General features: G+C 56.9%; 26 protein-coding genes, 1 pseudogene and 2 riboswitches. Of the genes and pseudogenes, 9 read left to right on the top strand and 18 right to left on the bottom strand.

The genetic code is table 11. From position 1 onward, the window contains the following. Positions 1-181, bottom strand: a riboswitch (cobalamin riboswitch). A 34-nt stretch (positions 182-215) separates the two neighbouring features. From cobA to cbiE, 5 genes are read right to left on the bottom strand one after another with little or no spacing between them, the layout of a single operon-like run. Then, positions 216-935, bottom strand: coding sequence for a uroporphyrinogen-III C-methyltransferase (gene cobA / locus AB8B75_RS22635; protein ID WP_405365574.1), 720 nt, complete (start codon positions 933-935; stop codon positions 216-218). Beyond that, a complete protein-coding gene (locus AB8B75_RS22630) occupies positions 932-2,251 on the bottom strand; it encodes a cobyrinate a,c-diamide synthase (RefSeq protein ID WP_405365572.1) in 1,320 nt (439 codons plus the stop codon). The genes cobA and AB8B75_RS22630 overlap by 4 nt, the downstream gene beginning before the upstream one ends. Then, positions 2,244-3,038 (bottom strand): precorrin-4 C(11)-methyltransferase, encoded by a 795-nt coding sequence (gene cobM / locus AB8B75_RS22625; RefSeq protein ID WP_405365570.1) that lies wholly within the window; start codon positions 3,036-3,038, stop codon positions 2,244-2,246. The genes AB8B75_RS22630 and cobM overlap by 8 nt, the downstream gene beginning before the upstream one ends. Continuing rightward, the gene (locus AB8B75_RS22620; protein WP_405365568.1) at positions 3,035-3,403 is read right to left on the bottom strand and encodes a cobalamin biosynthesis protein; all 369 of its coding nucleotides are present in this window, start codon (positions 3,401-3,403) and stop codon (positions 3,035-3,037) included. The genes cobM and AB8B75_RS22620 overlap by 4 nt, the downstream gene beginning before the upstream one ends. Then, positions 3,400-4,599, bottom strand: a complete 1,200-nt coding sequence (gene cbiE / locus AB8B75_RS22615; RefSeq protein WP_405365566.1) for a precorrin-6y C5,15-methyltransferase (decarboxylating) subunit CbiE — start codon at positions 4,597-4,599, stop codon at positions 3,400-3,402. Before cbiE ends, AB8B75_RS22620 begins: the two co-directional genes overlap by 4 nt. Between cbiE and AB8B75_RS22610 the strand changes: the two genes are divergently transcribed. Next, on the top strand, positions 4,598-5,353 hold the full coding sequence (locus AB8B75_RS22610; RefSeq protein ID WP_405365564.1) for a cobalt-precorrin-6A reductase: 756 nt from the start codon (positions 4,598-4,600) through the stop codon (positions 5,351-5,353). The two genes, cbiE and AB8B75_RS22610, sit on opposite strands and share 2 nt — an antisense overlap. Here AB8B75_RS22610 and cobJ read toward each other — a convergent pair. From cobJ to AB8B75_RS22565, 9 genes are all read right to left on the bottom strand, one after another. Beyond that, on the bottom strand, positions 5,326-6,078 hold the full coding sequence (gene cobJ / locus AB8B75_RS22605; RefSeq protein WP_405365562.1) for a precorrin-3B C(17)-methyltransferase: 753 nt from the start codon (positions 6,076-6,078) through the stop codon (positions 5,326-5,328). The genes AB8B75_RS22610 and cobJ overlap by 28 nt on opposite strands. Further along, the gene (cobI, locus tag AB8B75_RS22600; protein WP_405365560.1) at positions 6,075-6,803 is read right to left on the bottom strand and encodes a precorrin-2 C(20)-methyltransferase; all 729 of its coding nucleotides are present in this window, start codon (positions 6,801-6,803) and stop codon (positions 6,075-6,077) included. The genes cobJ and cobI overlap by 4 nt, the downstream gene beginning before the upstream one ends. After that, the gene (locus AB8B75_RS22595) at positions 6,800-7,429 is read right to left on the bottom strand and encodes a precorrin-8X methylmutase (protein WP_405365558.1); all 630 of its coding nucleotides are present in this window, start codon (positions 7,427-7,429) and stop codon (positions 6,800-6,802) included. Before AB8B75_RS22595 ends, cobI begins: the two co-directional genes overlap by 4 nt. After that, complete coding sequence (cobG, locus tag AB8B75_RS22590) at positions 7,426-8,562, bottom strand: precorrin-3B synthase (RefSeq protein ID WP_405365556.1); 1,137 nt, start codon at positions 8,560-8,562, stop codon at positions 7,426-7,428. Before cobG ends, AB8B75_RS22595 begins: the two co-directional genes overlap by 4 nt. Continuing rightward, positions 8,559-11,849, bottom strand: coding sequence for a cobaltochelatase subunit CobN (cobN, locus tag AB8B75_RS22585; RefSeq protein ID WP_405365554.1), 3,291 nt, complete (start codon positions 11,847-11,849; stop codon positions 8,559-8,561). The genes cobG and cobN overlap by 4 nt, the downstream gene beginning before the upstream one ends. A 6-nt stretch (positions 11,850-11,855) precedes the next feature. After that, positions 11,856-12,914, bottom strand: coding sequence for a cobalamin biosynthesis protein CobW (cobW, locus tag AB8B75_RS22580; protein WP_405365552.1), 1,059 nt, complete (start codon positions 12,912-12,914; stop codon positions 11,856-11,858). Beyond that, on the bottom strand, positions 12,907-13,305 hold the full coding sequence (locus AB8B75_RS22575; RefSeq protein ID WP_405365550.1) for a DUF1636 family protein: 399 nt from the start codon (positions 13,303-13,305) through the stop codon (positions 12,907-12,909). Before AB8B75_RS22575 ends, cobW begins: the two co-directional genes overlap by 8 nt. Before the next feature lie 93 nt (positions 13,306-13,398). Continuing rightward, positions 13,399-13,605: riboswitch (cobalamin riboswitch) on the bottom strand. A gap of 76 nt (positions 13,606-13,681) precedes the next feature. After that, positions 13,682-14,572: a DMT family transporter gene (locus tag AB8B75_RS22570; RefSeq protein ID WP_405365548.1), complete on the bottom strand. Its 891-nt coding sequence runs from the start codon at positions 14,570-14,572 to the stop codon at positions 13,682-13,684. A gap of 161 nt (positions 14,573-14,733) precedes the next feature. Continuing rightward, a complete protein-coding gene (locus AB8B75_RS22565) occupies positions 14,734-15,255 on the bottom strand; it encodes a DUF2478 domain-containing protein (RefSeq protein ID WP_405365546.1) in 522 nt (173 codons plus the stop codon). A gap of 301 nt (positions 15,256-15,556) precedes the next feature. On the opposite strand from AB8B75_RS22565, the gene AB8B75_RS22560 reads away from it, so the two are divergent. The 6 genes from AB8B75_RS22560 (at position 15,557) to AB8B75_RS22535 (ending at position 21,072) form a co-directional block, all read left to right on the top strand. After that, positions 15,557-15,982 (top strand): response regulator, encoded by a 426-nt coding sequence (locus AB8B75_RS22560; protein WP_405365544.1) that lies wholly within the window; start codon positions 15,557-15,559, stop codon positions 15,980-15,982. Between the two features lie 60 nt (positions 15,983-16,042). Beyond that, positions 16,043-16,279, top strand: a complete 237-nt coding sequence (locus tag AB8B75_RS22555; RefSeq protein ID WP_405365542.1) for a helix-turn-helix domain-containing protein — start codon at positions 16,043-16,045, stop codon at positions 16,277-16,279. A 181-nt stretch (positions 16,280-16,460) separates the two neighbouring features. Further along, positions 16,461-17,651: an LLM class flavin-dependent oxidoreductase gene (locus tag AB8B75_RS22550; RefSeq protein WP_405365540.1), complete on the top strand. Its 1,191-nt coding sequence runs from the start codon at positions 16,461-16,463 to the stop codon at positions 17,649-17,651. Positions 17,652-17,906: 255 nt separating this feature from the next. Further along, entirely contained in the window at positions 17,907-19,319 is a 1,413-nt protein-coding gene (locus tag AB8B75_RS22545; RefSeq protein WP_405365538.1) for a hypothetical protein, read from the top strand. Between the two features lie 17 nt (positions 19,320-19,336). Next, positions 19,337-20,239, top strand: a complete 903-nt coding sequence (locus AB8B75_RS22540) for a hypothetical protein (RefSeq protein ID WP_405365536.1) — start codon at positions 19,337-19,339, stop codon at positions 20,237-20,239. Beyond that, complete coding sequence (locus tag AB8B75_RS22535) at positions 20,236-21,072, top strand: sulfotransferase (RefSeq protein ID WP_405365534.1); 837 nt, start codon at positions 20,236-20,238, stop codon at positions 21,070-21,072. Before AB8B75_RS22540 ends, AB8B75_RS22535 begins: the two co-directional genes overlap by 4 nt. 491 nt (positions 21,073-21,563) lie before the next feature. On the opposite strand, the gene AB8B75_RS22530 is transcribed toward AB8B75_RS22535, so the two are convergent. From AB8B75_RS22530 to AB8B75_RS22520, 3 genes and pseudogenes are all read right to left on the bottom strand, one after another. After that, positions 21,564-21,737: an L-histidine N(alpha)-methyltransferase gene (locus AB8B75_RS22530; protein WP_405365532.1), complete on the bottom strand. Its 174-nt coding sequence runs from the start codon at positions 21,735-21,737 to the stop codon at positions 21,564-21,566. Then, positions 21,737-22,419, bottom strand: a pseudogene (locus tag AB8B75_RS22525) (SUMF1/EgtB/PvdO family nonheme iron enzyme). The gene AB8B75_RS22530 and the pseudogene AB8B75_RS22525 overlap by 1 nt, the downstream one beginning before the upstream one ends. Further along, positions 22,382-22,984 carry a DinB family protein gene (locus tag AB8B75_RS22520; RefSeq protein ID WP_405365530.1) on the bottom strand — a complete coding sequence of 201 codons (603 nt, stop codon included), beginning with the start codon at positions 22,982-22,984 and terminating at the stop codon, positions 22,382-22,384. The pseudogene AB8B75_RS22525 and the gene AB8B75_RS22520 overlap by 38 nt, the downstream one beginning before the upstream one ends. Before the next feature lie 183 nt (positions 22,985-23,167). Here AB8B75_RS22520 and AB8B75_RS22515 point away from each other — a divergent pair, with 183 nt between their 5' ends. Both AB8B75_RS22515 and AB8B75_RS22510 read left to right on the top strand, forming a co-directional pair. Beyond that, the gene (locus tag AB8B75_RS22515) at positions 23,168-23,383 is read left to right on the top strand and encodes a DUF2805 domain-containing protein (RefSeq protein ID WP_405365528.1); all 216 of its coding nucleotides are present in this window, start codon (positions 23,168-23,170) and stop codon (positions 23,381-23,383) included. Positions 23,384-23,424: 41 nt separating this feature from the next. After that, positions 23,425-24,753: an ABC1 kinase family protein gene (locus AB8B75_RS22510; protein ID WP_405365526.1), complete on the top strand. Its 1,329-nt coding sequence runs from the start codon at positions 23,425-23,427 to the stop codon at positions 24,751-24,753. 357 nt (positions 24,754-25,110) lie between these two features. On the opposite strand, the gene AB8B75_RS22505 is transcribed toward AB8B75_RS22510, so the two are convergent. After that, the coding region (locus AB8B75_RS22505) for an ATP-binding protein (RefSeq protein ID WP_405365524.1) at positions 25,111-25,956 on the bottom strand (846 nt) is incomplete at its 5' end.

Below are 25,956 nucleotides of genomic sequence, written 5' to 3'. Positions count from 1 at the left end.
GTTGTGCTAGCTTACGGCAGGTCTCCTGACTTGTGGGTCACTGCGCGCAGGTCCTTCCCGGCCGAACCGGCCAGTGGCCTTTCCCTTGCGCTCGCCACTTACAGTTGCGGGGGCAGTCTGGGACTTTCACCCAGTTCCCTTTTCAGCCACTAAATGTGGCACCGTACCCAAGACCTATCCCTGATTAACGTGAGCGAACAAGAAAAAAGCGACATTCAACTCTCAGCAAACGGCCCATAGAGGATCAATGCAGGCTTGGTGCCAATTTCCTTGGTCAATTGAGCAGCCAATTTGGACAGCGTCGTCCGGGTGATCTGTTGATCCGAACTGCTGACGCTTTCCGCGAAAATCGCCGGGGTATCCGCAGGTAGCCCTTTTGCGATCAAAGCATCGACCAGTGCCGGAAATGTACGCTTACCCATAAATACCACCGTTGAGGCCGAAGGATCCGCCAAGGCATCAAGGTTCAAATCAGTCGGCAAAGCCCCGGTGACATCGTGGCCCGTCACGAATTGAACGCGGCGTGACGTCATGCGGCGTGTCAACGGGATGCCCACCGCTGCGGCAGCGGCAAAGGCGGAAGGTACTCCAGGGATGATTTCATAAGGAATGCCTGCGCCTCGCAACGCCACCAGTTCCTCTTCGAGACGTCCAAAAAGCCCACTGTCGCCGGATTTCAACCGCACAATGCGCTGATCCATCTGAGCATATTCGACCAAAAGCCGGCTGACGTGTCGCTGTTTTGGCGAGGGTCTGCCGGCGCGTTTTCCAACCCCCACCAGATCTGCACCTGACCGGGCGTGACTGAGGATCGGACCGGACGAAAGATCGTCAAACAGCACCGCATCTGCGCGTTTGAGCCGATCCACCGCCTTGAGTGTCAGGAGTTCGGGATCACCCGGACCGGAGCCCACAAAACTCACAAAACCAGTCATGCGCCCTGCTCTGCCGTGATCAAATGGAAAAAGGTGCCAGAGACATGGCCTCGGTAGGATCCCGTTTCAGGCACCGGGTTGCCATCCGCATCTGCAACTTTTGCAAGTGCGGCGTCGGGTTGCTCTAGAATAGTTGAATAGTGGAACTCATGGCCCCGCAAAGCGGTTTCAGGGCCATGACCGGGCAAGGGCGCATCGAGCACAGCGCGGCGGTAGCCCAGGTGGAACTTGCGCTTTTCATAGCTGGTGACCAAGCCCAACAGACCGGCCATTTGATGGCGCGCACCCTCTTTGTCAATCAAGGCATCACCCAGCGCCATATAGCCGCCACACTCTCCATGCACGGGGCGTGTTTCGGCGTGCTTCTTAAGCCCTGTCATGAACTTATCTGCCGCAGCTAAAGTTCCGCCGTGAAGCTCGGGGTAGCCACCAGGCAACCAAACCAGATCGGCACCGGCATCCGGCGTTTCATTCGCCAATGGCGAAAACGGGATGATTTCCGCCCCTGCGCTGCGCCAGCCTTCCAGCAAATGCGGATAGGTAAAGGAGAACGCAGCATCACGCGCCAGTGCAATGCGTTGTGCGGGGGGGGCGGGCAGTTGCGCGGTGGCCTGCGTCGGCATTTGCCCCCTGGCGGCAGCACGAATGGCGCCGATGTCCACGTTTTCGCGCAAAAATGCAGCGTAGCCGGAAATCGCGGCCTCGAGGTCCGGGTGTTCGACCGCCTGGATCAGACCCAGATGACGTTCCGGCAGGGTCAGGTCACCGCGTCTGGGCAACACTCCCAGAACGTTCAGTCCAGCCCGGTCCATCCCCAAGCGCGCCAGACGTTCATGCCGTGGCGACGCGCAGCGGTTCAAAATCACGCCAGCGAAAGGCACATCGGGGTTGTAGGCCTGAAACCCCATCGCGGTGGCAGCAGCGGATTGCGCCTGCCCGCTGATGTCCACAACCAAAACCACCGGCCATCCCATGCGCTGCGCGGTTTCCGCACTGCTGCCGAACCCGCTTTGTCCATGGGTCGCGACCCCATCATAGAGCCCCATGGACCCTTCGGCGACGCAAATCTCGGCACCTGTTGCTTGCTTTGAAATGGCAGCGAGCAATTCCGACCCCATGGCCCAACTGTCCAGGTTGAAGGAGGCCCGTCCACTGGCTGCTTGGTGAAATGCCGGATCGATGTAATCCGGTCCGGATTTGAAAGCTTGCACATGCAGCCCATCTTCCGCCAGCGCCCGCAACAACCCCAACATCACGGTTGTTTTTCCCGTTCCGGAGGACGGCGCGGATATCATGATCCCAGGCATTTCAGTCATCTTTGTGGCTCCAGTTTGCCCAGGGGCTTTCAGCGCTTTGCGGTCGGTAGCGCCGGTCATAATCGGCGGCATAAAGACAGCTTTCGTCAAATCCTTCACCCGCCAGTGCAGGACCAACCAGAATGAGTGCTGTCCGCGTGATATCCGCGTCAACCCGGGTTGCGATGTCTTTTAAGGTCCCGCGTATGATGCGTTCGTCGGGCCAACTGGCGCGATAAACCACGGCAACGGGACAATCAGCGCCGTAAGCGGGCAGCAGATCCGCGATCGCTGTCGCCAGATTCTGGATCGACAGGTGGATCGCGAGCGTGGCGCCGGTGGCGGCAAAATTTGTCAGGGTTTCACCCTCGGGCATGGAAGAGGCGCGACCGGGCGTGCGCGTCAGCACCACCGATTGTGCCAGGCCAGGCAGCGTCAATTCCGCCCCGAGCGCAGCGGCGGCGGCGGAAAAAGAAGGCACACCTGGGGTGACCGTGACCGGAATGTCCAGTTCGCGCAGTCTGCGCATTTGCTCGCCCATGGCAGACCAGATGGACAGATCGCCAGAATGCAACCGGGCGATATCCTGATCCGCCGCATACGCCAGCTGGATCGTTTCGATGATCTCGTCGAGTGCCATGGAAGCGGTGTTGATGACTTCGGCGCCTTCCGGGCAATGTGCCAAGATAGCCTCAGGCACCAAAGAACCGGCATAAAGGCATACCGGGCAAGCGGCGATCAGATCGCGGCCGCGCAGGGTCAACAGGTCAGGTGCGCCGGGTCCTGCGCCGATAAAATGGACTGTCATGATGGCTCTTTAATTGCCAGCGCGCAGGTCGCGAGCCGGTCCGCTGAAATATGGCGTTCGGTCAGCAAGCGCGCACCTGGCCCTGCCGCAGACAGGGCCGCCGCCTCGGCCACTGACCCGACGCCGCGCTCGGTCAGCGAGGTCAGGGATTGTGTTACAGTGTTTTGCTGGGTCAGAACATCAGCCGGTACCGCTTTGATCGGGAGATCGTTTTGTTCCGCAAACAGGCGAAACGGCTTGGCCGTTGCCTTGTCGTCGGGAGCAGCAAGGCAGTCGGGACGCACCGAAACACAGGCGCTGTCAAATGCGCTTTGCAAGCTGCCAGGGCTCGCGTTTTTCCGAAATCCAAAGCCTGCGACAATCATAATGTGACACTCCACTGTACAATGGGATAGCTGGCTTTCCAGCCCCGTCGGGGCCCCAAAGGCTCAGACCGCGACAGTTCCAACCGCATCAGATCGCCGCCCCATCTGGCCTGCGCGTTTAACAACAGTGCTTCTGTCTCCAGGGTTACGGCATTGGCTACCAGCCGTGTGCCTGCCGTCAGATTTTTCATGATCCACTGTAACAGTTCTTCGGACAATCCACCGCCTATAAAAACGGCAGCTGGCGGTTCAAGCCCCTCCAGGGCAGCTGGCGCCGTACCGGTGATCACGTGCAGATGACCTACGCCAAGCTTTGCCGCATTCGACGTTATACGCGCGGCACGGTCTGCACGGGCCTCAAACGTGGCTGCGCTCAGTGTGGGGTGGGACAACAGCCATTCAATGCCGATGGATCCAGATCCGCCGCCGATGTCCCACAGATGTTCGAAAGGAACAGGTGCCAAGGCCGAGAGGGTCATCGCGCGTACAGGCCGCTTGGTGATTTGCCCATCGCTGTCGAACCAATCATCCGGCCGCCCAGTGGTCACGGGCAAGGCACGACCTCGCCCTTGGACATCGCAGGCAATACAAACCGGGTGTTGAAACGTCAGCTCCGGCAGGTCATTTGCGCGGGCCTCGGTGATGCGTTCTCGGGGACCGCCCAAGGCTTCGAACACAGTCATTTTTGTTTCAGGAAAGCCTTCAGCGCTGAAATACTCCGCCAGCTCGGCCACTGCCGCCCCATCGCGCACAAGGATGATCAGACGGGTATTTATGGCAAGCTTCGGGCGTATTTGCGCGAGCGGTTTGGCGTGCAACCCTTCGCAATGGGTGGTGTGCAACGGCCAGCCCAAGTGATTAGCCACCCGCGAAAACGTCGAAGGCGCAGGGTGGCTTTGCCATTCATGCGCATCAAAGTGGCGCGCCAGAGTGGCACCGGCACCGAACCAGAACGGGTCGCCCGACGCCAGGACGATCACCTTTTTCCCGCGCAGGGTTTTTAATTCGTCGATGCCTCGTGAAAAGGGCACTGGCCAAACCCTTGTATCGCAGGACACGTCTTCCAGCAGCGACAGGTGGCGCTCGGGGCCCATAACGATTTCGGCTGTCTCCAAGGCGGAACGGCTTGCGTCTGCCAGCCCTTTGAGGCCATCTTCACCCAAGCCGATGATGGTCAACCACGGAGCCTCAGACATGGTGCCAAACCTGCTTGTTCTGGGTGGAACAACCGAAGCAACCGCGCTCTGCCGCGAGATGGCCCAACGAGGGATGAATGGCACAATCTCTTTTGCAGGCCGTGTCGCGCGCCCCGTGCGCCAACCGTTGCCGCAACGCGTCGGTGGGTTCGGCGGCGTTACAGGTCTGTCTGCTTACCTGCGCACGGAAAACATCACCCATGTGGTCGATGCGACGCATCCATTTGCGGCCCAAATGAGCCAAAACGCCGTTGCAGCCTGCGCCGAGGCGGGTGTGCCTTTGGCGGCTCTGACGCGCGCGCCCTGGTCCCAGGAGCCGGATGATCTCTGGACGTCCGTGCCCGACATAGCAGGCGCCGTTGCGGCGCTGGATCGGCCAGCCGTACGGGTCATGCTGGCCATTGGGCGCATGCATCTGTCTCTTTTTGCACGGCATCCCCAGCATTTCTATCTGTTGCGCTTGGTCGATGCGCCCGATGCCGCGCTGTCTTTTCCCGATCACCACATCGAAGTGGATCGCGGGCCCTTCAATATGGAGAACGATCTGGCCTTGATGCGGGCACATCGGATTTCTCTGATCGTGTCCAAAAACGCTGGCGGTTCGGGGGCATATGCCAAACTGCGCGCCGCCCGCGCGCTTAACCTGCCTGTGATCATGATTGATCGTCCGAAGATGCCCGACAGGTACGAATTGCATGAAGTCAGAGCGGTGCTGGATTGGGTGTCTCATGCGACAACCGATCTTGGTGTATAGACAATTGGCGCTCCCTCGCGGGTGATCACGCGCGTGGTTGATGACCCCACAATCACCAATGTGCGCATGTCCGCCATTTCGGGGCGCGCTTCTGGCAAAGGCACGACGGATATGTCTTGCTCGGGTGTTGAGACGCACCGGGCGAAAATGACGGGGCGTGCGTCGGCGCAGACTTCATTCAGAACATGCAGCGTTTTGACAAAACCCTCCGGACGCGCTTTGGAACGCGGATTGTAAAACGCCATGGCAAAATCTGCCTCTGCAGCGAGGCGCAGTCGTTTTTCGATCAGAGGCCAGGGCTTTAGATTGTCGCTGAGATTGATCGCACAGAAGTCATGCCCCAATGGCGCGCCAGCTTGCGCCGCCGCTGCCAGCATGGCGGTTATTCCGGGGGCCACGCGAATGTCGAGTTCGCGCCAAGCCAATGGCCCCGATTCAACCGCTTGAAAAACCGCGGACGCCATGGCGAAAACGCCTGGGTCCCCGGAAGACACCACCACAACGCGCCGCCCTTTCGCCACCATTTCCAAAGCGTGCCGGGACCTGTCCATTTCCACGCGGTTGTCACTGGGATGCAAGGTCAATCCGTCGCGGGGAGCCACGCGCGCGACATAGGGAATATAGCCCACGACATCCGTAGCGCCGTCCAAAGCCTGACGCACATCCGGTGTTACAAGGTTTTCATCGCCCGGACCCAAGCCTGCAATGACCAACCAACCGCTCACGGTCGACGCCCTTGGCCATGTACCACAATGATTGAAAAATAGGGGGTCACCTTATCGCCCGCTGCGGCCAGTTTTTGCACGGTCTGGTTGGGCATGCTGGCGAATTCGATCAGCCATGCGTCGTCAAATTTACCTGCCGCTTTCAAGGCCGATTTGACCTTTTCAATGTGCCGTCCGATCTTCATCACAACAATCGCGTCGCTCTGTGCCATGCGCTCCGTCAACGTATCTTCAGGCAGCGTGCCCATCATCACCGTCAGGATGTCATCGCCCCAGGTCACGGGCTGTCCCGTAGCTGTCCAAGCGCCTGACATTCCAGTGATTGCAGGGGTCACCTGCACCGGCACCACCTCTTTCAGCCGCGTGTAGATATGCATGAATGAGCCGAAAAAAAATGGATCGCCCTCGCAAAGCACAACCACGTCCTCACCTTTTTCGATCAGGTCGCGCAGGTGATCGACGCAGTGGGTATAAAACGCCGAGAGCGCCGCATTGTATCTTGGATCTGTTACCGGAACTTCGGTTGTGACCGGATATTCCATTGGAAATTCAACAGCATCCTCATGCAGCATGCCGTCGACGATTCGCCGCGCTTGCCCTGATCTACCGGCTTTGCGAAAGAATGCGACATGGCGCGCGTTGCGCAGAAGCCGATCTGCGCGCACACTCATCAGGTCGGGATCACCTGGCCCCAAACCAACTCCGTGAAGTGTCCCCGGTTTCATTCCGCACGGCTCGCGATGGCGTTGATGGCAGCGACTGTGATCGCACTGCCTCCAAGACGCCCTTCAACGATGCAGCATGAGACAGGTTGATCTGTCCAGAGGGCGTCCTTGCTTTCGACTGCTCCAACAAAACCGACGGGGCACCCGATGATCGCCGCCGGCCGTGGGCAATTGGGATCCTGCAGCATGTTCAGCAGATGAAAAAGCGCCGTCGGCGCATTGCCGATGGCCACCAATGCGCCGGCCAGATGCGGTCGCCAAAGTTCCAGTGCTGCAGCAGAACGCGTGTTTTGCATGTCTGCAGCCAAAGCCCGGACGTTTTCATTGTGCAATGTGCAGAACACTTCATTATTTGCAGGCAACCGCGCGCGCGTCACACCTTCGCTGACCATACGGGCGTCGCACAGTATCGGTGCACCTGCTTCCAAAGCGCTTCTTGCGGTACTGGCAAAACCTGGTGAAAACCGAATGTGTTTTTCAAGTCCGACAAATCCGGTGGCGTGGATCATGCGGACCGCAATCTGTTCTTCGTCTTTGGCAAAACTTGCAAGATCAGCTTCCGCGCGGATCATGGCGAAGGATTTTTTGTAAATCTCGGCCCCGTTTGTTTCGTAACGATAAGTCATGTGTGGCCCGTCAATTGCGCGCAAAGATCTTCGGGCCGCAGCCCTGTTTTTTTCGGGGCATCCCACGCATGACCTTTGGAAACAAGGTCAAAACGCCCCTGATTGCCGACTAAGGTTGTGGCAGCCGGTGCTTTGCGCGCGCATCCTTTGGTGCAGCCTGACACATGCAGGCTGCCCGTGACCTGGCCTGCGAGCTGCCGCGCCAAATTTCGGGTCGCAACCGTGGCGCTGGCGCAATGCGGTGCACCCGGGCAAGCATCAATGTGCAGCAGAGGATCGCCGGGACGGTTGATAAAAGCTTCTGATGCCACCTGGGTTGCACCTTCCAGCAAGAACATGCGCCAAGGCGTAACGCGCAAGGCGGATGCGCCGGTATCGTGAATGTAACCCGTCAGCGCAGCGGCATCTATCTGGCCAAATGCGGCACCCACCAAAAGACCCAATCTATGGCGGCCGGGATCAGGCACTGAAGCTGTTGCCAGCGGTGCTTCGACCGTCCATTCGGCTGGCAGTTCGCACCGCGTCAGTACATGCGCCATCCGCCGCTCTTCCAGCACCCGGTTTGCTGCAAACCAATCCATCATTTCCAGCACAGCAGACACCGCGGACTCTTTTGAAACTTGCCGACCCAAACTTGCCCCATCAGCTCGGACAATCAGACCTGAGCGCGCGCGTTCGATCCTGATATCTGCCGATGCGTGACCGAGCACAGGTGCTGTTCCTACATCCACTCCAATCCCGAATTTTGCTGGAAGATCTGGTAATTGCGGCAAAAAACTCATCAAATCGTTGAAGAGTTTTTGTGTATCATCCCCGTCGGCCCAGAACGGCGTCACCAAAATATTGCGGCGGCTTTCCAGTTCGGAGCTTTCATCCAGCACTCGCAGTTCAGACAATGATGCCAGTAAAGCATCCAGCCGCGCCTCTGTCACGCCACGGATCTGAATATTCGCGCGATTGGTCAGGTCTAGAATGCCATTTCCATAGTCTTGTGCCAGAGCGCAGAGTCCCAGAACCTGTGCAGTTTCCAGCCGCGCGCAATACGGACGGATACGGACGATCAACCCGTCGCCGGACATCATCGGGCGGTAGGCTCCCGGGCACCATCCCTTTACAGCGAGCGTGGGTTTCATTGTGCCCGCTCCAACCCGGCCATAATCGAATTGCGGCGCGTGGTCCAAAGCCCGGCTGCATGCAGGTCGGTAAACCGCTCCACCATGGCCGCGCGCGCTTCCGGGTTGGCGTCTTGCAGGAACCGGTTGGTATCCTCGTGACCCAGTGTGGCACTGTGATAGAGGTCAAACAAATGCGATGAAACGGCCCCTGCCAGATGCGCAAAAGCTGCCATATGGTCTAGGGTTGCGGCAATTTCAGCAGCACCTCGGAACCCATGGGCGCGCATACCTTTGATCCAAACCGGGTTTGCCGCACGGGCCTGGACTACCCGCGCGATCTCTTCGGGCAAAGCGCGAGCTCGCGGGCGGTCGGGATCGGTGTTGTCCAGATGATAAAGGGCGGCCTGTCCGCCGGCAACGGCCTGTGCCGCGGCAAATCCGGCTTCATGCGCGGCATAGTCTGCTGCCAGCAAAAGGTCGGTTTCCGGCAAATCCTGCGCATGCACAAATCCATCCGCCTGTGCCACACGGGCTTTGATGCCGCGATCATGCTGCATGGCCTTTTCACCGTCGAACGTCCAGGCGCTGGCTTTGAGCCAGGCCTCACCGGCAGCCTTGCGCCCTTCTGCCGTCAGAGTCTGGGCGGCCTGTGTCATTGCGACGCCAAAGCTGCCCGGCGCGGGGCCATAGACCCGCGCCAGATCCGAGCCTGCGACATAGGGGTTCCAATCCGGAGCTTCGTCGCGTTCTGCCAGTGCCCGTACCGCCTGAGCAAAGAGAGCTGAAAGCGACGGAAAGACATCGCGAAACAGGCCGGACACCCGCAGCGTGACATCGATGCGCGGCCGGTCCAGATCGGTGATGGGCAATACTTCGATGCCGGACACGCGCTCAGATCCCTTGTCCCAGATCGGGCGTGTCCCCAGCAAATGCAGCGCCATGGCGAAATCCTCGCCGGCAGTGCGCATGGTCGCAGATCCCCAAAGATCAACAATCAAGCCTTTCGGCCAGTCACCCGCGTCCTGCAAATGCCGGCGCACCAATTCTTCTGCCAGTTTAACGCCTTGCGCATAGGCCGCGCGCGTCGGAACCGCGCGCGGATCGATGGTATAGAGGTTGCGCCCGGTCGGTAATACATCGCGACGGCCCCGGTATGGCGACCCGGACGGCCCGGCAGCGATCCTGCGCCCGTCCAAGGCGTCCAGCAACGAGTGACGCTCCGCCGAGGTTGAGGCGCTTGTATCGAATGCGGTATCTATCGTGGGCGCCCTGCCCCAAATGTGCAGCCCTTCGCCGAACTGACTTTCCTTGATGTCACAGACAAAGCGATCAATCCGCGTGATCGCCTCGGCACTACAGGCCGCACGGTCCAGCCCAAGGTCGTTTTCAACACCCAGAGCCTGCGCCTCCGCGCGGATGTCTTCCTGCAACCGGTCGCGTCGCCTCGGGTCCAGACCATCTGCGTTTGAAAACTCATCCAGTAACGTTTCCAACCGTATCAGACCGTCCGGCGTGTTGCTGGTGCGCAGCGGTGGCGGGATATGTCCGAGGGTCACCGCGCCAATGCGTCGTTTTGCCTGCGCTGCTTCGCCGGGATCATTGACGATAAAGGGATAAATGACGGGCATCGCGCCGGTAAGCGCCTCGGGCCAGCAGGTGTCAGATAGTGCCACCGATTTGCCGGGCAGCCATTCCAGCGTCCCATGTGCACCGATATGGATCAAGGCATCCATCTTGGTCTGAAGCCAAAGGTAAAACGCGACATAGGCATGGCGTGGCACACGCGACAGATCGTGATAAGCGTCGTCGCGCTGGTGCGGCATGCTGCGTTCTGGCTGCAAAGCAACGCATGTCTTCCCGCAAAACACAGCCGCGAAGCGAAAAACACCATCGGCAACGTCAGGATCGTTTTCTGGCGCGCCCCAGGCGGCCGCTAAGTCAGCCCTCAACTCTTCTGGCAACTTGTCCAAAGCAGCAACGTAGTCTTTGAGGGGCCATGTCACGGACCGCCTCAGCAGCTCTTTCGACAAGTCCGCGCGCGTTTTGGCTGTGTTGTAGCCAGCCTGTGCCAAATCTTGCAGGATGGCCCGCGCCGATGCCGGAGCATCTAACCCGACTGCATGGCCTATATTCCAGTCTTTGCCCGGGTAGGTCGACAAGACAAGAGCGACGCGGCGCGCTTTTGCAGGCATCTGTGACAGCGAAATCCAGCCGTGCACCCGGTCGGTGATGGCCTTGATGCGCGGCAAATCGGGTGCGTGAACAAAGCGCGCGTATTCCAGGTCTGGGTCCCGCTTACTTGGCTCCTTAAAGGACGCGACACCGCCCATGATGCGCCCATCCATCTCTGGTAAAACCACGTGCATGGCAAGATCTGCGGGTGACAGCCCGCGTTCTGCGGCTGCCCAATCTTTGCGTGTGGACGTGGCCAGGGCCACTTGGAAGACAGGCACATTGCCTGCATCCAGTGGAGAGTTCCCGTCGCTGCCTTTGCCGCTGAAGGCCGTAGCATTCACAATTGCTGTCGGATTGAGATGTGTGATCTGGCGGCGCAACCAACCTGCTGCCTGTGGTGCTTTGAGCGACGGCGCAAAAAGCGCTGTCACTTCATAACCGCGCGCACGGAATGCACCAAACAAGGCGGTGATCGGCGCAAGATCGGCGGACACCAGATAGGATCTGTAAAAGGTGATGACAATGCGTTTTGTTTTCCGTGGTCCTTGCGTGAAGAGAGGACAGGTTACGCCATGTTCAGGCGTCCAACCGCCAAGGGCTGGCAGAACTTTCGATCCTAGCACTGGACCTGCATAGAGCCCTGCCGCGAGAGACAATTGCGCCAAGGCGGCCTGCGCTGCAACCACCCCACCGGTATCACACAAATGCGCCAATCGCCGCAGCGTGGAAACTGGCAACGTGGCAAATTCGTCCAGTCGTGTATCCACTCGGCCGTCTGCAGGTAAGATGGCCAAGGCAATGCCTTTGCGCTGCGCGAGCGCGCGGACCTGTTGTAGCCCGTAAGCCCAATAGGGCACGCCGCCGATCAGCCGGATCAGTATGCCCTTTGCACCTGACAGTGTCTGTTCGACGTAGGTATCCACCGACAAAGGGTGTTTGAGTGCCACAAGATTGGCAAGCCGCAGGGTCGGCATTTTGACCACCGCACTGCCCCGTCGCCAGCCTTCCGCAAAAGCGCCCAGATCACTGTCGGAGAACGACAACACCACCAAATCTGCAGGCGATTGCCCCAGATCCATGGGTGTTTCGGTTTCTTCCAACCCGTGGCTTTCGCGGAAAACGACGTGCATGAAATGTTACTCGGCAGCTTCGACGGCCTTGACGCCCAGCACAGATTGGATGCTTTCCGTATTGATGTCGTCATGCTCTGCGATCACTACCAAACGTCCCTGACGCACTTCCCCTGCCTGCCATGGACGGTCGTATTGATGACGCACACGCGCGCCAACCGCTTGAACCAACAGGCGCATCGGTTTGCCGACAACAGCCGCATATCCTTTGACTCTCAGAATGTTTTGCGTGTTGGCCAAGGCTTCAACCGCGCGGACCAGATGTTCGGGGTCGGTCTGTTCAGGAATGTCGACAACAATGCTTTCGAAATCTTCGTGGTCATGATCGTGAGGGCCGTCGTGATGACTGGGGCGGGCATCCATATCGTCTTCTGCTGCCGCCTCGAGTCCCAGGATGATCCGCGGGTCGACAACGCCTTCGGCCACTTCAACAACCGGCAAAGGCCGAGGGGCTTCAGCTTCGATAATCGCCTTTGCCTTGGCTACACCATCGGGCCCCGCCAAGTCCGGTTTTGTCAGCAAAATTAAGTCTGCACATGAGATCTGATCCTCAAACACCTCTGATAGTGGTGTTTCGTGGTCGATACTGTCATCCGCTGCACGTTGCGCATCCACTGCGGCCACATTCGGCGCGAAACGACCCGCAGCCACAGCCTCAGCATCTGCCAGCGCAATCACGCCATCTACCGTAATTTTCGATCGAATATCCGGCCAGTCGAAGGCCTTCAAAAGCGGTTTGGGCAGTGCCAGGCCCGAAGTTTCGATCAAAATGTGATCCGGACGCGGCTCGAGCGCCATCAGCGCTTCGATCGTGGGAATGAAATCATCGGCCACGGTGCAACAGATGCAGCCATTGGCCAATTCCATGATGTTTTCTTCCGGGCAATCCGGGATCGCGCAGCTCTTGAGGATATCCCCGTCGACGCCGACATCGCCAAATTCATTGACCACAATGGCCAGGCGTTTGCCGCCCGGATTCTGCATCAATTGCCGGATCAACGTGGTCTTACCCGATCCCAGGAACCCTGTGATCACGGTGACGGGTAGTTTTGCAAGATCAGTCATGTTCAATCTCCAGCGGCGGGACGCGCGCGATGCAATTGCGTTTAAAGTGTTCGGGCCGTTCCCGCCACGGGATAAGCCCGTCCGTTGTGGCGTTGTAGCGCGAAGCCCCATCCAGAAGGATGTCAGGATGCGACACTTCGTCGATGTTTCCGTAAATATAGGTCCATCGGTCTCCGCCCCGCAAAGCCACGGTGCAACCGTGATCGCAGTTTTGAAGGCATTCGACGGCTTTGAGGCGTACGCCCGTCGGCATGTCCAGTGCGCTCAGTGAATCAAAAAGGCGTTGTCCTGGACGCCGTTCGTCATCGGGTGTTTCATTGCCGCGCCTGCACTTAATGCAAACGAGCAACTCGGTAGCGTGACCCTGAGGCGCCGGAGCGTCTGCTGTCATTTTGTTATGTCCCACTGCCATGGAACGTGGGTCTGATGGCGAGAAGGGCCCGAAAATCTCAGGTCATGTCCCGTCACCGGAGCACCCCGCCCGGATTCTACACTTATCGCTGGCAGGTCTCCCGGCTCACGGATTTCGGCTTTTTGCCTTTGGTCCACCGCCTTCCCGAACACCGTCCAGTGGCAATGGTAGACCTTTTTCCGTTCACGGTCGCGGGGGCGGCTGTTTTTGGCCAAATTGCTTTGGCGTCACATTCCCTTTTCACTTGGCAAGCCAAGCACCAACTGGATTCCACTTGTCTCTGAACCTGTTGCATTGTCAAGCGAAAGCGCATGAGTTTTATGAGCCAGAACACAAATCAGCCGCTTGGGGTTTTTCATGTTTCGGCGTGTTTTCCGCGCCAGAGGATGAAGAGGCCCGAAACGACGATCAACCCACATCCCCAAAACACGGGCCAGTCCAATTGCTCGTCAAAGAGCAAAACACCAAAACCAATGCCAAACAAAAGACGTGTGTATCTAAAGGAGGTTACCGCGGATACTTCACCTGTGCGCATGGCTTTCATCAGGCTCGTGTACGCCGCGACGCCGGCGAGAATGGCCCCGCACAAAGCAATTGCAGCCATGGTTTCTGGTATGATAAAAACTGTCTGTTCCCAAAGAGCAAAAAGATCGCCTGCCGCCACTATCGATAGAAATCCGTAGAATCCCAGAACCGACGCGCTGAGCGAGCCGGGTGCGGCGCGGCTTGCAAGATCGCGCCCGGCAAACCCAAGCATCCCAATCACGGCCAGTATGGAGAGCAAGGAAAATCCATCTGCGCCAGGTTGGATGATCACAAGCACCCCTACCAGACCAGTCACAATGGCCAACCACCTGCGGGGTCCCACGGTTTCACCAAAAAACAGCGCGGCACCGGCGACAACAACCAAGGGCGTGGCCTGCAGTATGACGGTCGCGGATGACAAGGGGGTTAGAGTGATTGCCAGCACAAAGAACAACCGACCGATGATTTCGAAAACGACGCGCAGTCGCATTGGGGTAGAAACGACATCTGCTGTGAACAGGCGCTGCCTTTGCACGACCGATAGGATCATAAACACCGCAGAGCCGCCCAAACCGAAGAAAACAAGAATTTGCCCGACCTGCAGGGATTGTGCTGCGGCTTTGATGAAAGTGTCTTCTACTGCGAAAGCAGCCATGGCCAGGACCATCCAAGCGCTGCCGACAAGGTTGGCTCTGCGGTCTGTGGCGATGTTGGTTGTCACGCGGGCTCCGATGTAAGTGGGGTTTTCAGAACCGGTCTGACCGAGGCTTCGGATGACGGATCAATGCAAACGCGTCAACGGTCTTTTGCAGTTCAAGTGACAAAACTAATGTGAGAGGAGGCGCGCTATGGTGCGGCGGCGTTTCGCGCGGGAAACAGCATCTAGGCTGAGGCGCCAAGCTCTGTCTCTAGACCCTCAAACCACGCGCCCAAGGCAGAACTATGGGGCGGGACGCATCGCGCCAAACCGCTGGAAAAATTGGAAAAAGCTTCGAGGTTGAGCGTATTGAGGCCAACCAGAACCGGTATCCCAAGGCTCAGCGCTTCAGCGATCACGGGCCTAAAACCGCGCCCCCCGGCTTCGTGTTTGCCAAATTTGTTGACGATCAGAAGGTTTGCCCCCTTGTGCAATCGCGCGCTGACCAGGCCGACCACTTGCTCCAATGCGTCTGGGTCCAACCTGCACCCCCGTGCGGCCGGTCCGAGGTTTTGGGAAATGCGAATCTCCGGCCCTGTAGGCAACACTTTGACATCCATGTCGCACAGCCCAGTGCCGCAACTCTCGGAGTTGACCTGCACAGCGCCGCACACACGAATGCCTTGCGCCATTAGGCTGCGAGCAAACCCATGGAGGAGAAGATCCGTATCGCCTTTGCCGGGCGCTATTGTATATGCAATATCCATCTAGACCACTTGGTTAAGACAGATTTAGCGATGATACCAGTCCCCGGAGGATGATCAGCGCGCGCCGCGGGTGGGTCATGCTCTCGCTTAACGCAGTCAAGGCCTAAGACAACGCCACCGACGCGTACCTTGCCAGTGCGCCCAAAACACCGCCGAGCAAACCGTGACAAGGACCGGCGTTGGCGCAGAAACCGCCGCCCGCATTGGGCGTCTCATGGGAACATGCACTTTGCCTGATATCATCCTGCCAGCCTGTCGCGAGGTCCAGCTTGTTACAAGTTAAAATACCACTGAGGCGACAGTGCTGGAGAGGAGCGCCAGGGAACAAAAGTTTCTGGTTGTTGATGGCGACCAGCAGGTCGCTTGGTTTATGGAGGGCTTTTTCAAACGTCGCAGCAATCAACCCGCAACAACATTATCGGCGGCAAAGCAGTTTAAAATCCTGAAAGCTGAGAGCTTCGATCTGATTGTGCAGGGTTTGATTTTGCCGGACACAGACAGGTTCGAATTGGCTAAACGCATCCGCAGCAAGATGGAAACCCTGCTCATTATGCTTACCGCACGCGATGAGGTATGTGATCGGAATGTCAGGCTGAAACTGAGCGCGGATGACTATGTCACTAAGCCCCATAAGCCGCGTGAATTACTGGCCGATTTTCGGTCCGTCATGCGCCGTTACAAAAATGGGCACGCCAGTCCCAAGGCCTTTCAAAAGTTTGTACTTTGACAATCTGGAAATTGATCTTTTGCGGTCTTTCGTGCGCGACATCGGCAGTCAGTAGGACTTGTGGCTCACCAGCACCGAATTTTCGCTTCTGCGTGCGTCGGCGGGACCCATGGTGAGGTGCTGACCCGTGAGCATCTCTTTTCAAGTACTTGCGGAAATTCGGTTCAGATTGCCGACCGCGCGATTGACGCACAATTTGTGCGATTGCGCAAGAAGTTGGGCGATGCCACTGCGAACGAAGATTTGATCCGCACGGTGCATGGGGTCGGTTACAAGCTTGCCGCGCTGGTGATTTGAGCCTCGGTGTGACGTTGAGTGATCCTTCTTTGTGCCAGGTTCTGGTGCATGCATCAAAGCTGGCAAAGCCTCGCACAGGCGTCAACGCACGCCAGAATTGAATTGGTGGAAAAGCCCGCTTCAGCTAGGCTCATGTCAGCCGGAGGTATCGTGCCTTCGGCATTCTGGGAGGAGACATAGAATGACAGATCGAATGCGCTTTGGGATATTTCTGGCGCCGTTTCACAAACCGGGCATCAACCCGACACTGGCCCTTGAACAGGACCTCGAATTGGTCGAATGGCTGGACCGATGTGACTATGACGAAGTGTGGTTTGGGGAGCACCACTCCGCGGGGTCAGAGATTTCTGCAAGCCCGGAGCTGATGATAGCGACATCCGCACCGCGTACAAAGCGCATCAAACTAGGCACGGGTGTTGTATCCGTCAGCTATCATAATCCATTGTGGGTGGCTGAAAAGATCGTGCAATTGGATCACTTGACCCGTGGCCGGGCGATGCTGGGACTGGGGCCTGGATCTTTGCCGACGGATGCGGCCATGATCGGATTGTCACAAAAGGATACACGCGGCCTATTGGCCGATGGATTGGACGTCATCACGCGGCTGTTGCGGTCTGATGAGCCAGTGACATTTGAAAACGACCGATGGACGCTTAAAGATGCGCGTTTGCATTTGCGGCCCTATTCCAAATTTGATCTTGCGACCGCGGCTGTCGCCTCCCCGACCGGCCCCAAATTGGCCGGCAAATATGGCACCGGCATGATTTCCATTGGGGCCACAACGGCTGCTGGTTTCGATGCGCTGGCGCTGCATTGGGATGTCATTGAAGAAGAAGCCAAACACTATGGTCATACGCCGGATCGTTCCAAGTGGCGGCTTGTGGGGCTGTGCCATATTGCCGAAACGATGGAGCAGGCGCGGCGTGACGTGGAATATGGGATCGAGCATTGGTTCAATTATTTCCAGGAAATTGCCGCCTTCCCGCAAATGTCGATGCCGGGTCAGAACGCGAAGGAAATGATCGATTTCATCAATGACAGCGGGTTTGGTGCAATCGGAACGCCTGAGATGTGCCGCGCCCAGATTGATCGGCTGTGGAAACAAAGCAACGGTGGTTTTGGAGCATATCTGATGCTCGCGCATAATTGGGCCAATTTTGATGCAACCCGGCGCAGTTATGAGCTTATCGCGCGTGAGGTTTTCCCGCATTTCCAAGGCCAGCATCTCTCAACCATGAACGCTGCCATGCGCGCGCAAAAAATGCGGCCGGAGTTGGCCGAAATCCACGCCAAAGCCGTGGAAACTGCACAAAGCAACTATGCGGCAGAGAAAGAATCACGCGCCAAACCGGCGCATGAACCTGCCGAGTAAAACATCCGGGCCGGATTGCCATGCGCGAACCGGCCCGACTTAAAACCCACATCCCAAGTGGCGCGCCCGGTGTTACGGAAGAACGACAGTTGCACATCACTTGAAATAACCTCATCACCGCGATCTAGAAAACACGTATGGGTTGAGTTACACCACTTTTGAACGCAATGTGACCGGTGCCGTACTAGGCATTGCAAGGCAGGTTCTCAAGACGTGAAGGCGCGACCGCGTCGATAAAAAAAGACGAATGATGCGATGACAAACCTAATTCTGCGGAAACCTGGAGCAGTTTTCATTCATATCCCCAAGACGGGTGGAACATCGGTGCGTCGGGCCTTCAAAGGTGGTATTCGGGCGCGTTACTTCGGACATGTTCCATTGCAGTATGCGGATTTGCCTCATTTTGCCGTCGTTCGGGAACCGAAAGACCGCTTTCTTTCCGCGTTTCGCATGTTCAAATATGGTGACATGCTGGAAGGCGAATACTATTCAACACCACGTTTTCCTGATCTGACGATTTCGCAGGCCTTGGATATCCTAGAAGACCCTTGGGTCGGATATGATCGCAGCCAGCGCAATGTAAGCTGGAACCTCAAGCATCACCTAATTCCGCAAACACACCCATTCAACAGTCTGGCTCTCGCCACTTCGGTTCTGCGTTTTGAGGAATTGGATGATGCTTTTCCACGGTTGTGTGACGAACTTGGTGTCTCGGCCGAGCTTCCCAGACTGCGCCAGTCCATCAATCATGATAGCGAGATCGTTGCATGGACCGCGAATGATGTTGCCCGATTTGATCGGATTTTCGGCGAAGATTACCGACGGCTCGGCTATTCAAACTCGGAAAGCCCTCAAAAAATCACTCATGATATTGATCTGGACAACGCTGACACCGCGTCAAAGAGCGTCTTCGCTCTTTGGTCTGCCTATTTCTCTGACCGAAAGGTCTTTGCTGAAAATGCGACCGAGGCCCTTCCGAAACAAGATTGTTCACTCGAGCCCTTTGCGGATGAGATCATCCCCGGGCACCCAGGCCCCACTTGGGCGGGCCGGTCTAAGGATCTAAACGATCATTTCCACAAACTGCAACCGGAGTTTTCAGGCGCATCGCGCTTGTCGCATTTGCTGGCCTGCACTATTGTCGTGCTGCGCAAAGCACCTGATTGCGAAGACGCAAAGGCGCTTTTCTGGCGGATATTGGACACTCAATTTGATGTTATCCGTTCCGAGTTGTCCCTGCGTTGGCTGGTGGCCATTTCGGATACGATTGTGGATTTCGGGCGTGATGCGGCAGAAGCTGCCATCGGAATGAACGCCAGCATTCTTGCCAACACCACGAAGTTGCATGAGAGCGAACTTAAGGTGTTTTACCCAAAACGGCCCTGGCCCCCGAAAAAACGCGTGACGAAAGGCGGGAAGCTTTTTGACGGAATGCTGACCTTTTGGACAGAACAAGGCGATTTGGTGGACAATATGTTTGGCCGTGCGGAAAAAACCGCCGAACTGTCGCCTTCCGCCGGTAAGGTCCTGATTGAGGTGATAGAAAGGCTTCGCAAAGGCCCGACAGTCTATCGGCGTTTCGAGCGAGTGTCTGGTAACGCTGACATACCCCTATTGGACGATAAGACGAAACGCAGATTGCAAGATTTGATGGATAAGAAACTGTGATGGAAGAGGCAAAGTAGATGCCCGCCAGTTACGACCACAGGTTTCTTTTGGGGCCACATTCGCCCATGAATATGCCGATGCAAAAGCTCTTGATACGCAACCGCGACCGGCTTGAGGAAGTGGCGGCAGAGTTCCCTGACACAGAGATGCACCGAACCATCTTAGGGCACATTCTGAAGTTGCCAATTGACGAACTTAGCGACCCGGCGGCGCACCATAACTACGTCGAAAACGTGCTGACCAATTCTTCCACGCGCATCGTGATCTACAGCTATGACGCGTTTTTCGGCAGTCGAAAGAGCGTCCTGTCGGAGGATTTCGTCTACCCCAGTTTGGAGAAAAAGATACGTCCACTCCGGCATCTTATGACAGGACAAAAATCGACTGTGTTTTTGTGTCTGCAGCACTACACGCTATTTGTCGAAACCGAGCTGAAAGACGCCGTTTCGTTCCAGCACTTGGTGCAGTCTTTTGACGAAGACAACGATTTTTCATGGATGCCATTTGTGTCGCGGCTTCGGAGAGCCTGGCCGGAGGCATTGATCGTTGTTGTAGACGAAACAGACTTGGCGACGCATTGGGCTGTGGTGGCGGCTCTTGTCTGCGGTCACCCGAAAGTACAGGATTTCAAGAACATATCTCGATATGCCAAATACTGCTTGGCGACGGAGGGTCGCAAACCTTACAGGGCTGCGCTCAAAGAATCCCCTCCGAAAACGATCGCAGAGTGGGTCAGTACTACAACGCGGATTTTTCAAGAGTTCGGCAACTATGAACCTATTGTAAAACGCGTTGTCACTAGTCCATGGAGTCCTGAGCAGATTGAGCTTTCAAAAGCAAACCTTGCAGCAGATTTAGACGCTTTGAAAAAACTGGAAAACGTTGTGCTCGCCAGCGACTATAATCTGGAGATGGAATGAACGCGGGTCGCAAACCAGACATCGTTTGCATTGGGGCACAAAAGGCGGGCACGTCATGGCTGCATGAAACTCTGGCGAAGCGGCCGGACATATGGGTGCCACCTTTCAAAGAATTGCATTTCTTTGACCACAAGTTCATTCCTGAGTGCCGTCGTTGGGCGCCTTGGCACGTCAAAAAAGGGCTCAAAGCCGCGCGCGCGCGCGCAGAAAAACATGCGGATCTACCGGATGAAACCTATCTCGCGTATCTCGCCAAGCTGGAACAACCCCCCATGTTCAATGGTACTTGGTATAAGCATGTGTTTTCGCGTGCCGGGGTAGACCAGAAGTGCCTGGATATCACGCCTGAGTATTCTTGCATTCCGGACGTTGGCGTGGACTTTTTCAAAAGATTCGTGCCTGAGGTTCGATTGATTTATGTGATTCGACAGCCCTTGGCCCGGTTGAAGTCGCAGCTTCGGATGATGGCGCAGCGCAGTCGGAAGCAACCGTTTGGCGAGGCGGATTGGCAAGAATTATTGAGGCTTCCCGCGTTTCGCATGCGGGGCGACTATCTGAGCCATGTGCCCAGGTGGGACGCGCGGTTTTCTGAAGAACAATTATTGTATCTGCCCTTTGGGCGTATCGAAACCGATCCGGCAGGGCTGCTGAAACGCATTGAATTGCATTGCAATTTGCCCCCCAATAAATACCCAAGCGCTGCGCGGCCCGTCCATCAAACCCAGCCGATGCCCATACCGGACTTTGTACTTGGGCATTTTCAAGAGCACATCGCCGCCCAAGACCGTTTTTTGAAAGATCGGTTCGGCGAAGGATTTTTTGACCAAACGTGAAGGAGTTCTTGGCCGGAAACGGATCATACCGTGCAGCCAACGATCACAGCTCCCTTCTGCAAACAGGCATAGTGCCGATCTACGTCACATACTGCGGATGACCTGATCTGGGAAGTACCTGTTAGGACATTGGCACCCAAGGCCGAGGCGGCGAAATCGATACTTTGTCAAGTTAATACAAAGACAAAGTGTCCCTCAGTAATACTCAGATCTGCATATACGTTTCAATGGGTTATAAGGAATTTGTCCCGCGCCAGTGTTCGACCATTTGCACTCGACCGTTTCCGACAACTTCAGCCCGAAGGAGACATTCTATCTTCGGCGCGTCGGACAGCAATGCGGACAAAACCGCCGTTACCGCTATCAAAAAGAACGGCTGCTTTGCATGTTTTGCGGTAGCAGCGAAAAACAGCAAGGGCGGAAGCAGTCCTTCGCTGCGGTACCAGCACATTTTTCATGCGTGCTCGAAGCTGACCTTCGTTAGCTTACTATTAATCGGAGCCTTGCAAGGGATAGTACTCCGGCAGTTGCGTGATTTCTTCGAACAGACGGCTGCCTTCGGTGTCATAGAACCATTTGCTGTGGAGCGTCTTGGGAAACTGTTGAAGACCGTCGAGCACCGCTGACAGAAGCGCATCGTTCTTGATCACCGGCTTGTCCAACATCACGCGTCCTTTGCCAACCGAAGACCAAGCATCTGCCAGCGCTGATGAGGGTAAAAGAACGTTCGATAGGTCGGCCGCATCTGCGCCTGCGGCGTCGCGCAGGATCCTCCGCGCAAGACGAACTGGTTGACCATAAACTTGCCGTTGTACTCGCCGATGGCGCCAGTTGGAGCGCGAAACCCGGGGTAAGGGGTGTAGGGGCTCTGCGTCCATTCCCAGACGTCGCCCCAGACGCCGTCGCCGGGCGGAACGTGTCGGTGTCCGCGAAGTTGCCCTCAATGGGCCGACTGCGGAGTGCCACCTCGTGTTCTGCCTCTGTCGGCAGACGCGCTCCCGCCCAATGTGCGAAAGCATCCGCCTCGTAGTAACTGACATAGACAACCGGAGAATCGAGGGCAACGGGTTGCGCGCCGCGCAAGGTGAATGACCACCATTCGTCACCCTGTCGCCACCAGTAAAGCGGCGCGTCCCACTTTTCCCGCTGGCGCGTTGTCCAGCCGTCGGACAACCACAGGGTCTGTGTGTCGTATCCCCCGTCCTCAATGAAGGCGATCCAGTCTCGGTTTGTGACCGGACGATTTGCCAGCGCATACGGGGCCAGGTGGGTTGGATGTCGGGGACTTTCACAATCGTAGTGGAAGGCGTCACCAGAGTAGCCAATCTCGGCTAGGCCCCCCCGCATGGCGAACGAACTCCAGCTCTGGTGCATGCACAACCGGGAGCGGCTCGGACGCGCGATAGGGCGGCATCAAAGGATTGTAGGACAAGCCATGGAGCAGATCCGTCACCAGCAACTCCTGGTGCTGCATCTCGTGGTGGCACCCAAGCTCCACCAAAGCCGCAATCTCGGGCAAGTCATCCCGTCCCGAACTGAGAAGCCTGTCGAGCGACGCATCGACATGGGCGCGATACGTGTGAACGTCCTGCAAAGAAGGCCGCGAAATCAGACTGCGTTTGTCACGGGCATGTCGTGGACCTGCTTGAACGTAGTAGGAATTGAAAAGGAACGCGAAACGGTCGTCGGGAGAGACGTAGTCTTCGACGGTCGGCCGAAGGATGAATTCCTCAAAAAACCAGGTGGTATGGGCCAAATGCCATTTGGAAGGGCTGCCGTCTTCCATGGATTGCAGCATGGTATCTTCGGCGGATAGAGGTTCGGCCAACGCCGTCGTGCGCTGACGGATCTGGGACAAAAGCGTTTGCACAGCGCCCAGGTCATCTGTTTTGAAATACAGGGCTTCGGTCAATTGTGGAGCCTCCGGGAACTGTCTGGTGTTAATTCCGCGTTACGCCAACGAAGGACGCGATTGCCTGCGCGTCCCAGCCTGTGAACATCTGTTCGCGGCCATCCGGCAAACGCACGAAGAAACCGGGCGTTCCCACCAGACCGAGTAGCGCGTATTGGCTTGTTTGTCCGCTAAGTCCACTGCATGGCCAAAACACCGGAATTTCCCCCCGAACAAATCAGTGAGATTGTGCAGATGGCACTGTCTGATCACGTCGATTTTGCGAATATCAAGCGCGAATATGATATTGCTGAAAAGCAAGTCAAAGCCTTGATGCGGGACAATCTGCGACCGGGCAGCTATCGTGCGTGGCGCAAACGTGTGCGCGATTTTGGCGATCGACGCGAACGCTATAAGTAGTGAGCGTTGTATCGCGTCGGTCCCGCGCTAGTTTTCCCGACATGTCAGAAAAACAAAGTACGGCCCAAGCGATGCCTGTCCCGACCAGCCGCGTCGCCCGTTTTGGCAAGCTGGGGTCTATGACAGCCGGGATTGCAGGCAATATGGCTGTGCACGGTTTGACGCAGTTGGGCAGGGGCGAGCGTCCTTCGATGCGCAATCTGCTTTTGACCCCCCGCAATATCACCCGCGTTGCCGATCAGCTGGCGCAGATGCGCGGGGCTGCGATGAAAATCGGGCAGTTGATGTCGATGGATACCGGCGATGTGCTGCCGCCTGAACTGGCGCGGATCATGGCACGCTTGCGCGATGATGCGCATTTCATGCCGCCCGCGCAGTTGAAACAGGTGTTGAATGCGCAGTGGCCCGCAGGGTGGCTGGGCAAGTTCAAGAAATTTGATGTGCGCCCGATTGCGGCGGCCTCGATTGGGCAAGTGCATCGCGCGCAGTTGAAGGACGGGCGCGACGTGGCGATCAAGGTGCAATATCCGGGTGTCGCCAAGAGCATTGATAGCGATGTCAGCAATGTGGGAGCGCTGATGTGGATGTCGGGGTTGCTGCCCAAAGGATTTGAGCTGGCCCCGTACTTGGAGGAAGCGCGCAAGCAGTTGCATGAGGAAACGGATTACCGACGCGAGGGTGATCAGTTGGCGCGGTTTGGCGCGTGGTTGACGGATGCGCCGCGATTTACCGTCCCAGACCTGCACCCTGATTGGAGCACGGCGGATGTGCTGACCATGTCGTTTGTGTCTGGTCGCCCGATTGAGGATGCGGTTGATCTGTCGCAAGACGCGCGGGATAAGCTGGCCGCTGATCTGATTGATCTTACGCTCAAGGAACTCTTCGTCTTTGGTGCGATGCAGACCGATCCGAATTTTGCGAACTACCTTTATGATGATGAAAGCGACGGGGTTGTCCTGCTCGATTTTGGGGCGGTGCGTCAGATTGATCCTGTTTTGGTCGATCATTATCGCCAGTTGTTGCGGGCTGGTGTTGCAGATGATTTCGATGCGATCCGGGCCATTGCTATGGAGATCGGGTTTGTGTCTGCGCAGATCCATGATGATCATGTGGAGCAGATTGTTGCGATGATCCGCATGGTCTTTGCCGCACTGCGCGAGAATGTCCTGTTCAACTTCCAGCAACCAGAGTTGTCGCGTCAGATGCAGGCCGCCGGGCAGGCACTGGCCGAGGATGGCTTTGTGCCGCCGCCGGTGCCGATCGATGTGTTGCTGTTGCAACGCAAGTTTGGGGGTATGTTCTTGCTGGCAAACCGGTTGTTGGCGCGGGTGCCGGTGATGGACCTGCTTGCCAAGTATCTGGCCGATTAGGTCGGGTTTCGTGGCAAGAGCCAGGCGAATGGTTCTTTCCTTTCTTAATCTGGGATCGTCACTTTCATCATGAAATCCGCTTTAAACGCTGGTCCGAAGTTTCGCGACCACCTCAGAATTCGGCGATGGTTGTCACTCCAGCAAACTGGGCTTTCACACTTTACATGACAAGCGTTAAACGCTTGCCGGCGGACCTTTGACAGCTTGTAGTGAAAGGCAGCAACGTCCGCATCTGAGAGTTCGCTTGAACTTTGATTTTGTGCATGCAACGAGTGACAGGTTCGACGGGTTGCACCGCAGCGACCACGGGTAGTGACCAAAGGCTGCTCTGGGCCGTCCGCGCATGAAATCGTGCATCTAATCCACGATAGCGATCTCGGCCTTCGCCATGGTTGAAGCCAGAGCAGCACGCGTGAAGGGCTTGCTAAGAAAAAGCACCCCTTCGAGTGTGTTGCCTTTTTCGGGTCCGCCGGTATCGGCGTATCCAGACATGAGAACTACCCCTATCTGTGGGTGGCGATCGCGAATTTCTTGCACAAAATCTGTCCCCCGCTGTCCGCCGGGAAGCACGACATCGGACAGGATCATTTGTGGAGCTTCTGAAGATCGACGGAGAACATCTTTCGCCTCTTCGACGCTTTCTGTCGCTTTGACGGTATAATCAAGCGACTCCAAGAGCCGGGTTACACTGTCTCGAACCGACAGGTTATCTTCTACAAGAAGGACCGTCTTGCCTTCTCCTAAAGGAAGATCATCGGATGACCCGCTATAGTCATCATCTGGCGAGATTGCTGAACGCGGCAGAAAGAGGGTTACCGTCGTCCCTTGGCCGGGGGCGCTTTCAATCAACATTGTCCCACCGGATTGAACCGCAAATCCATAGACCATCGACAGCCCCAGACCGCTGCCTGCGCCGAATTCCTTTGTCGTGTAGAAAGGTTCAATCGCTCTGCGTTGCGTTTCAGTATTCATGCCTGACCCCGTGTCTCGGACACTGAGGCGCACATAGTCGCCGGTTAGTTGAGATGGGGCCAATTCACCGAAAGCGTTTTCCAGCTTAACCGTAATTTTTCCACCTTCGGGCATGGCATCCCGGGCATTGGTTCCAAGGTTCAGCAATGCGTTGCTCAAAAGACCTGGGTCCATCAAAACAGGCCATGTCTCCTCCGGGAGGTTCAATTCTACCTGAATGTCCTCTCGCAG

Origin of the sequence: Roseobacter sp., from assembly GCF_045106495.1 — a bacterium.
GTDB lineage: Bacteria > Pseudomonadota > Alphaproteobacteria > Rhodobacterales > Rhodobacteraceae > Roseobacter.
This window is presented reverse-complemented; position numbering and strand designations above follow the sequence as displayed.

Excerpts from the sequence above, each read along its gene's own strand:
- cobA (WP_405365574.1), bottom strand. The coding sequence starts at position 935 with ATGACTGGTTTTGTGAGTTTTGTGGGCTCCGGTCCGGGTGATCCCGAA.
- AB8B75_RS22630 (WP_405365572.1), bottom strand. The coding sequence starts at position 2,251 with ATGACTGAAATGCCTGGGATCATGATATCCGCGCCGTCCTCCGGAACG.
- cobM (WP_405365570.1), bottom strand. The coding sequence starts at position 3,038 with ATGACAGTCCATTTTATCGGCGCAGGACCCGGCGCACCTGACCTGTTG.
- AB8B75_RS22620 (WP_405365568.1), bottom strand. The coding sequence starts at position 3,403 with ATGATTGTCGCAGGCTTTGGATTTCGGAAAAACGCGAGCCCTGGCAGC.
- AB8B75_RS22610 (WP_405365564.1), top strand. The coding sequence starts at position 4,598 with ATGGTGCCAAACCTGCTTGTTCTGGGTGGAACAACCGAAGCAACCGCG.
- cbiE (WP_405365566.1), bottom strand. The coding sequence starts at position 4,599 with ATGTCTGAGGCTCCGTGGTTGACCATCATCGGCTTGGGTGAAGATGGC.
- cobI (WP_405365560.1), bottom strand. The coding sequence starts at position 6,803 with ATGAAACCGGGGACACTTCACGGAGTTGGTTTGGGGCCAGGTGATCCC.
- AB8B75_RS22595 (WP_405365558.1), bottom strand. The coding sequence starts at position 7,429 with ATGACTTATCGTTACGAAACAAACGGGGCCGAGATTTACAAAAAATCC.
- cobG (WP_405365556.1), bottom strand. The coding sequence starts at position 8,562 with ATGAAACCCACGCTCGCTGTAAAGGGATGGTGCCCGGGAGCCTACCGC.
- cobN (WP_405365554.1), bottom strand. The coding sequence starts at position 11,849 with ATGCACGTCGTTTTCCGCGAAAGCCACGGGTTGGAAGAAACCGAAACA.
- cobW (WP_405365552.1), bottom strand. The coding sequence starts at position 12,914 with ATGACTGATCTTGCAAAACTACCCGTCACCGTGATCACAGGGTTCCTG.
- AB8B75_RS22575 (WP_405365550.1), bottom strand. The coding sequence starts at position 13,305 with ATGACAGCAGACGCTCCGGCGCCTCAGGGTCACGCTACCGAGTTGCTC.
- AB8B75_RS22565 (WP_405365546.1), bottom strand. The coding sequence starts at position 15,255 with ATGGATATTGCATATACAATAGCGCCCGGCAAAGGCGATACGGATCTT.
- AB8B75_RS22550 (WP_405365540.1), top strand. The coding sequence starts at position 16,461 with ATGACAGATCGAATGCGCTTTGGGATATTTCTGGCGCCGTTTCACAAA.
- AB8B75_RS22545 (WP_405365538.1), top strand. The coding sequence starts at position 17,907 with ATGACAAACCTAATTCTGCGGAAACCTGGAGCAGTTTTCATTCATATC.
- AB8B75_RS22540 (WP_405365536.1), top strand. The coding sequence starts at position 19,337 with ATGCCCGCCAGTTACGACCACAGGTTTCTTTTGGGGCCACATTCGCCC.
- AB8B75_RS22535 (WP_405365534.1), top strand. The coding sequence starts at position 20,236 with ATGAACGCGGGTCGCAAACCAGACATCGTTTGCATTGGGGCACAAAAG.
- AB8B75_RS22530 (WP_405365532.1), bottom strand. The coding sequence starts at position 21,737 with ATGTTGGACAAGCCGGTGATCAAGAACGATGCGCTTCTGTCAGCGGTG.
- AB8B75_RS22515 (WP_405365528.1), top strand. The coding sequence starts at position 23,168 with ATGGCCAAAACACCGGAATTTCCCCCCGAACAAATCAGTGAGATTGTG.
- AB8B75_RS22510 (WP_405365526.1), top strand. The coding sequence starts at position 23,425 with ATGTCAGAAAAACAAAGTACGGCCCAAGCGATGCCTGTCCCGACCAGC.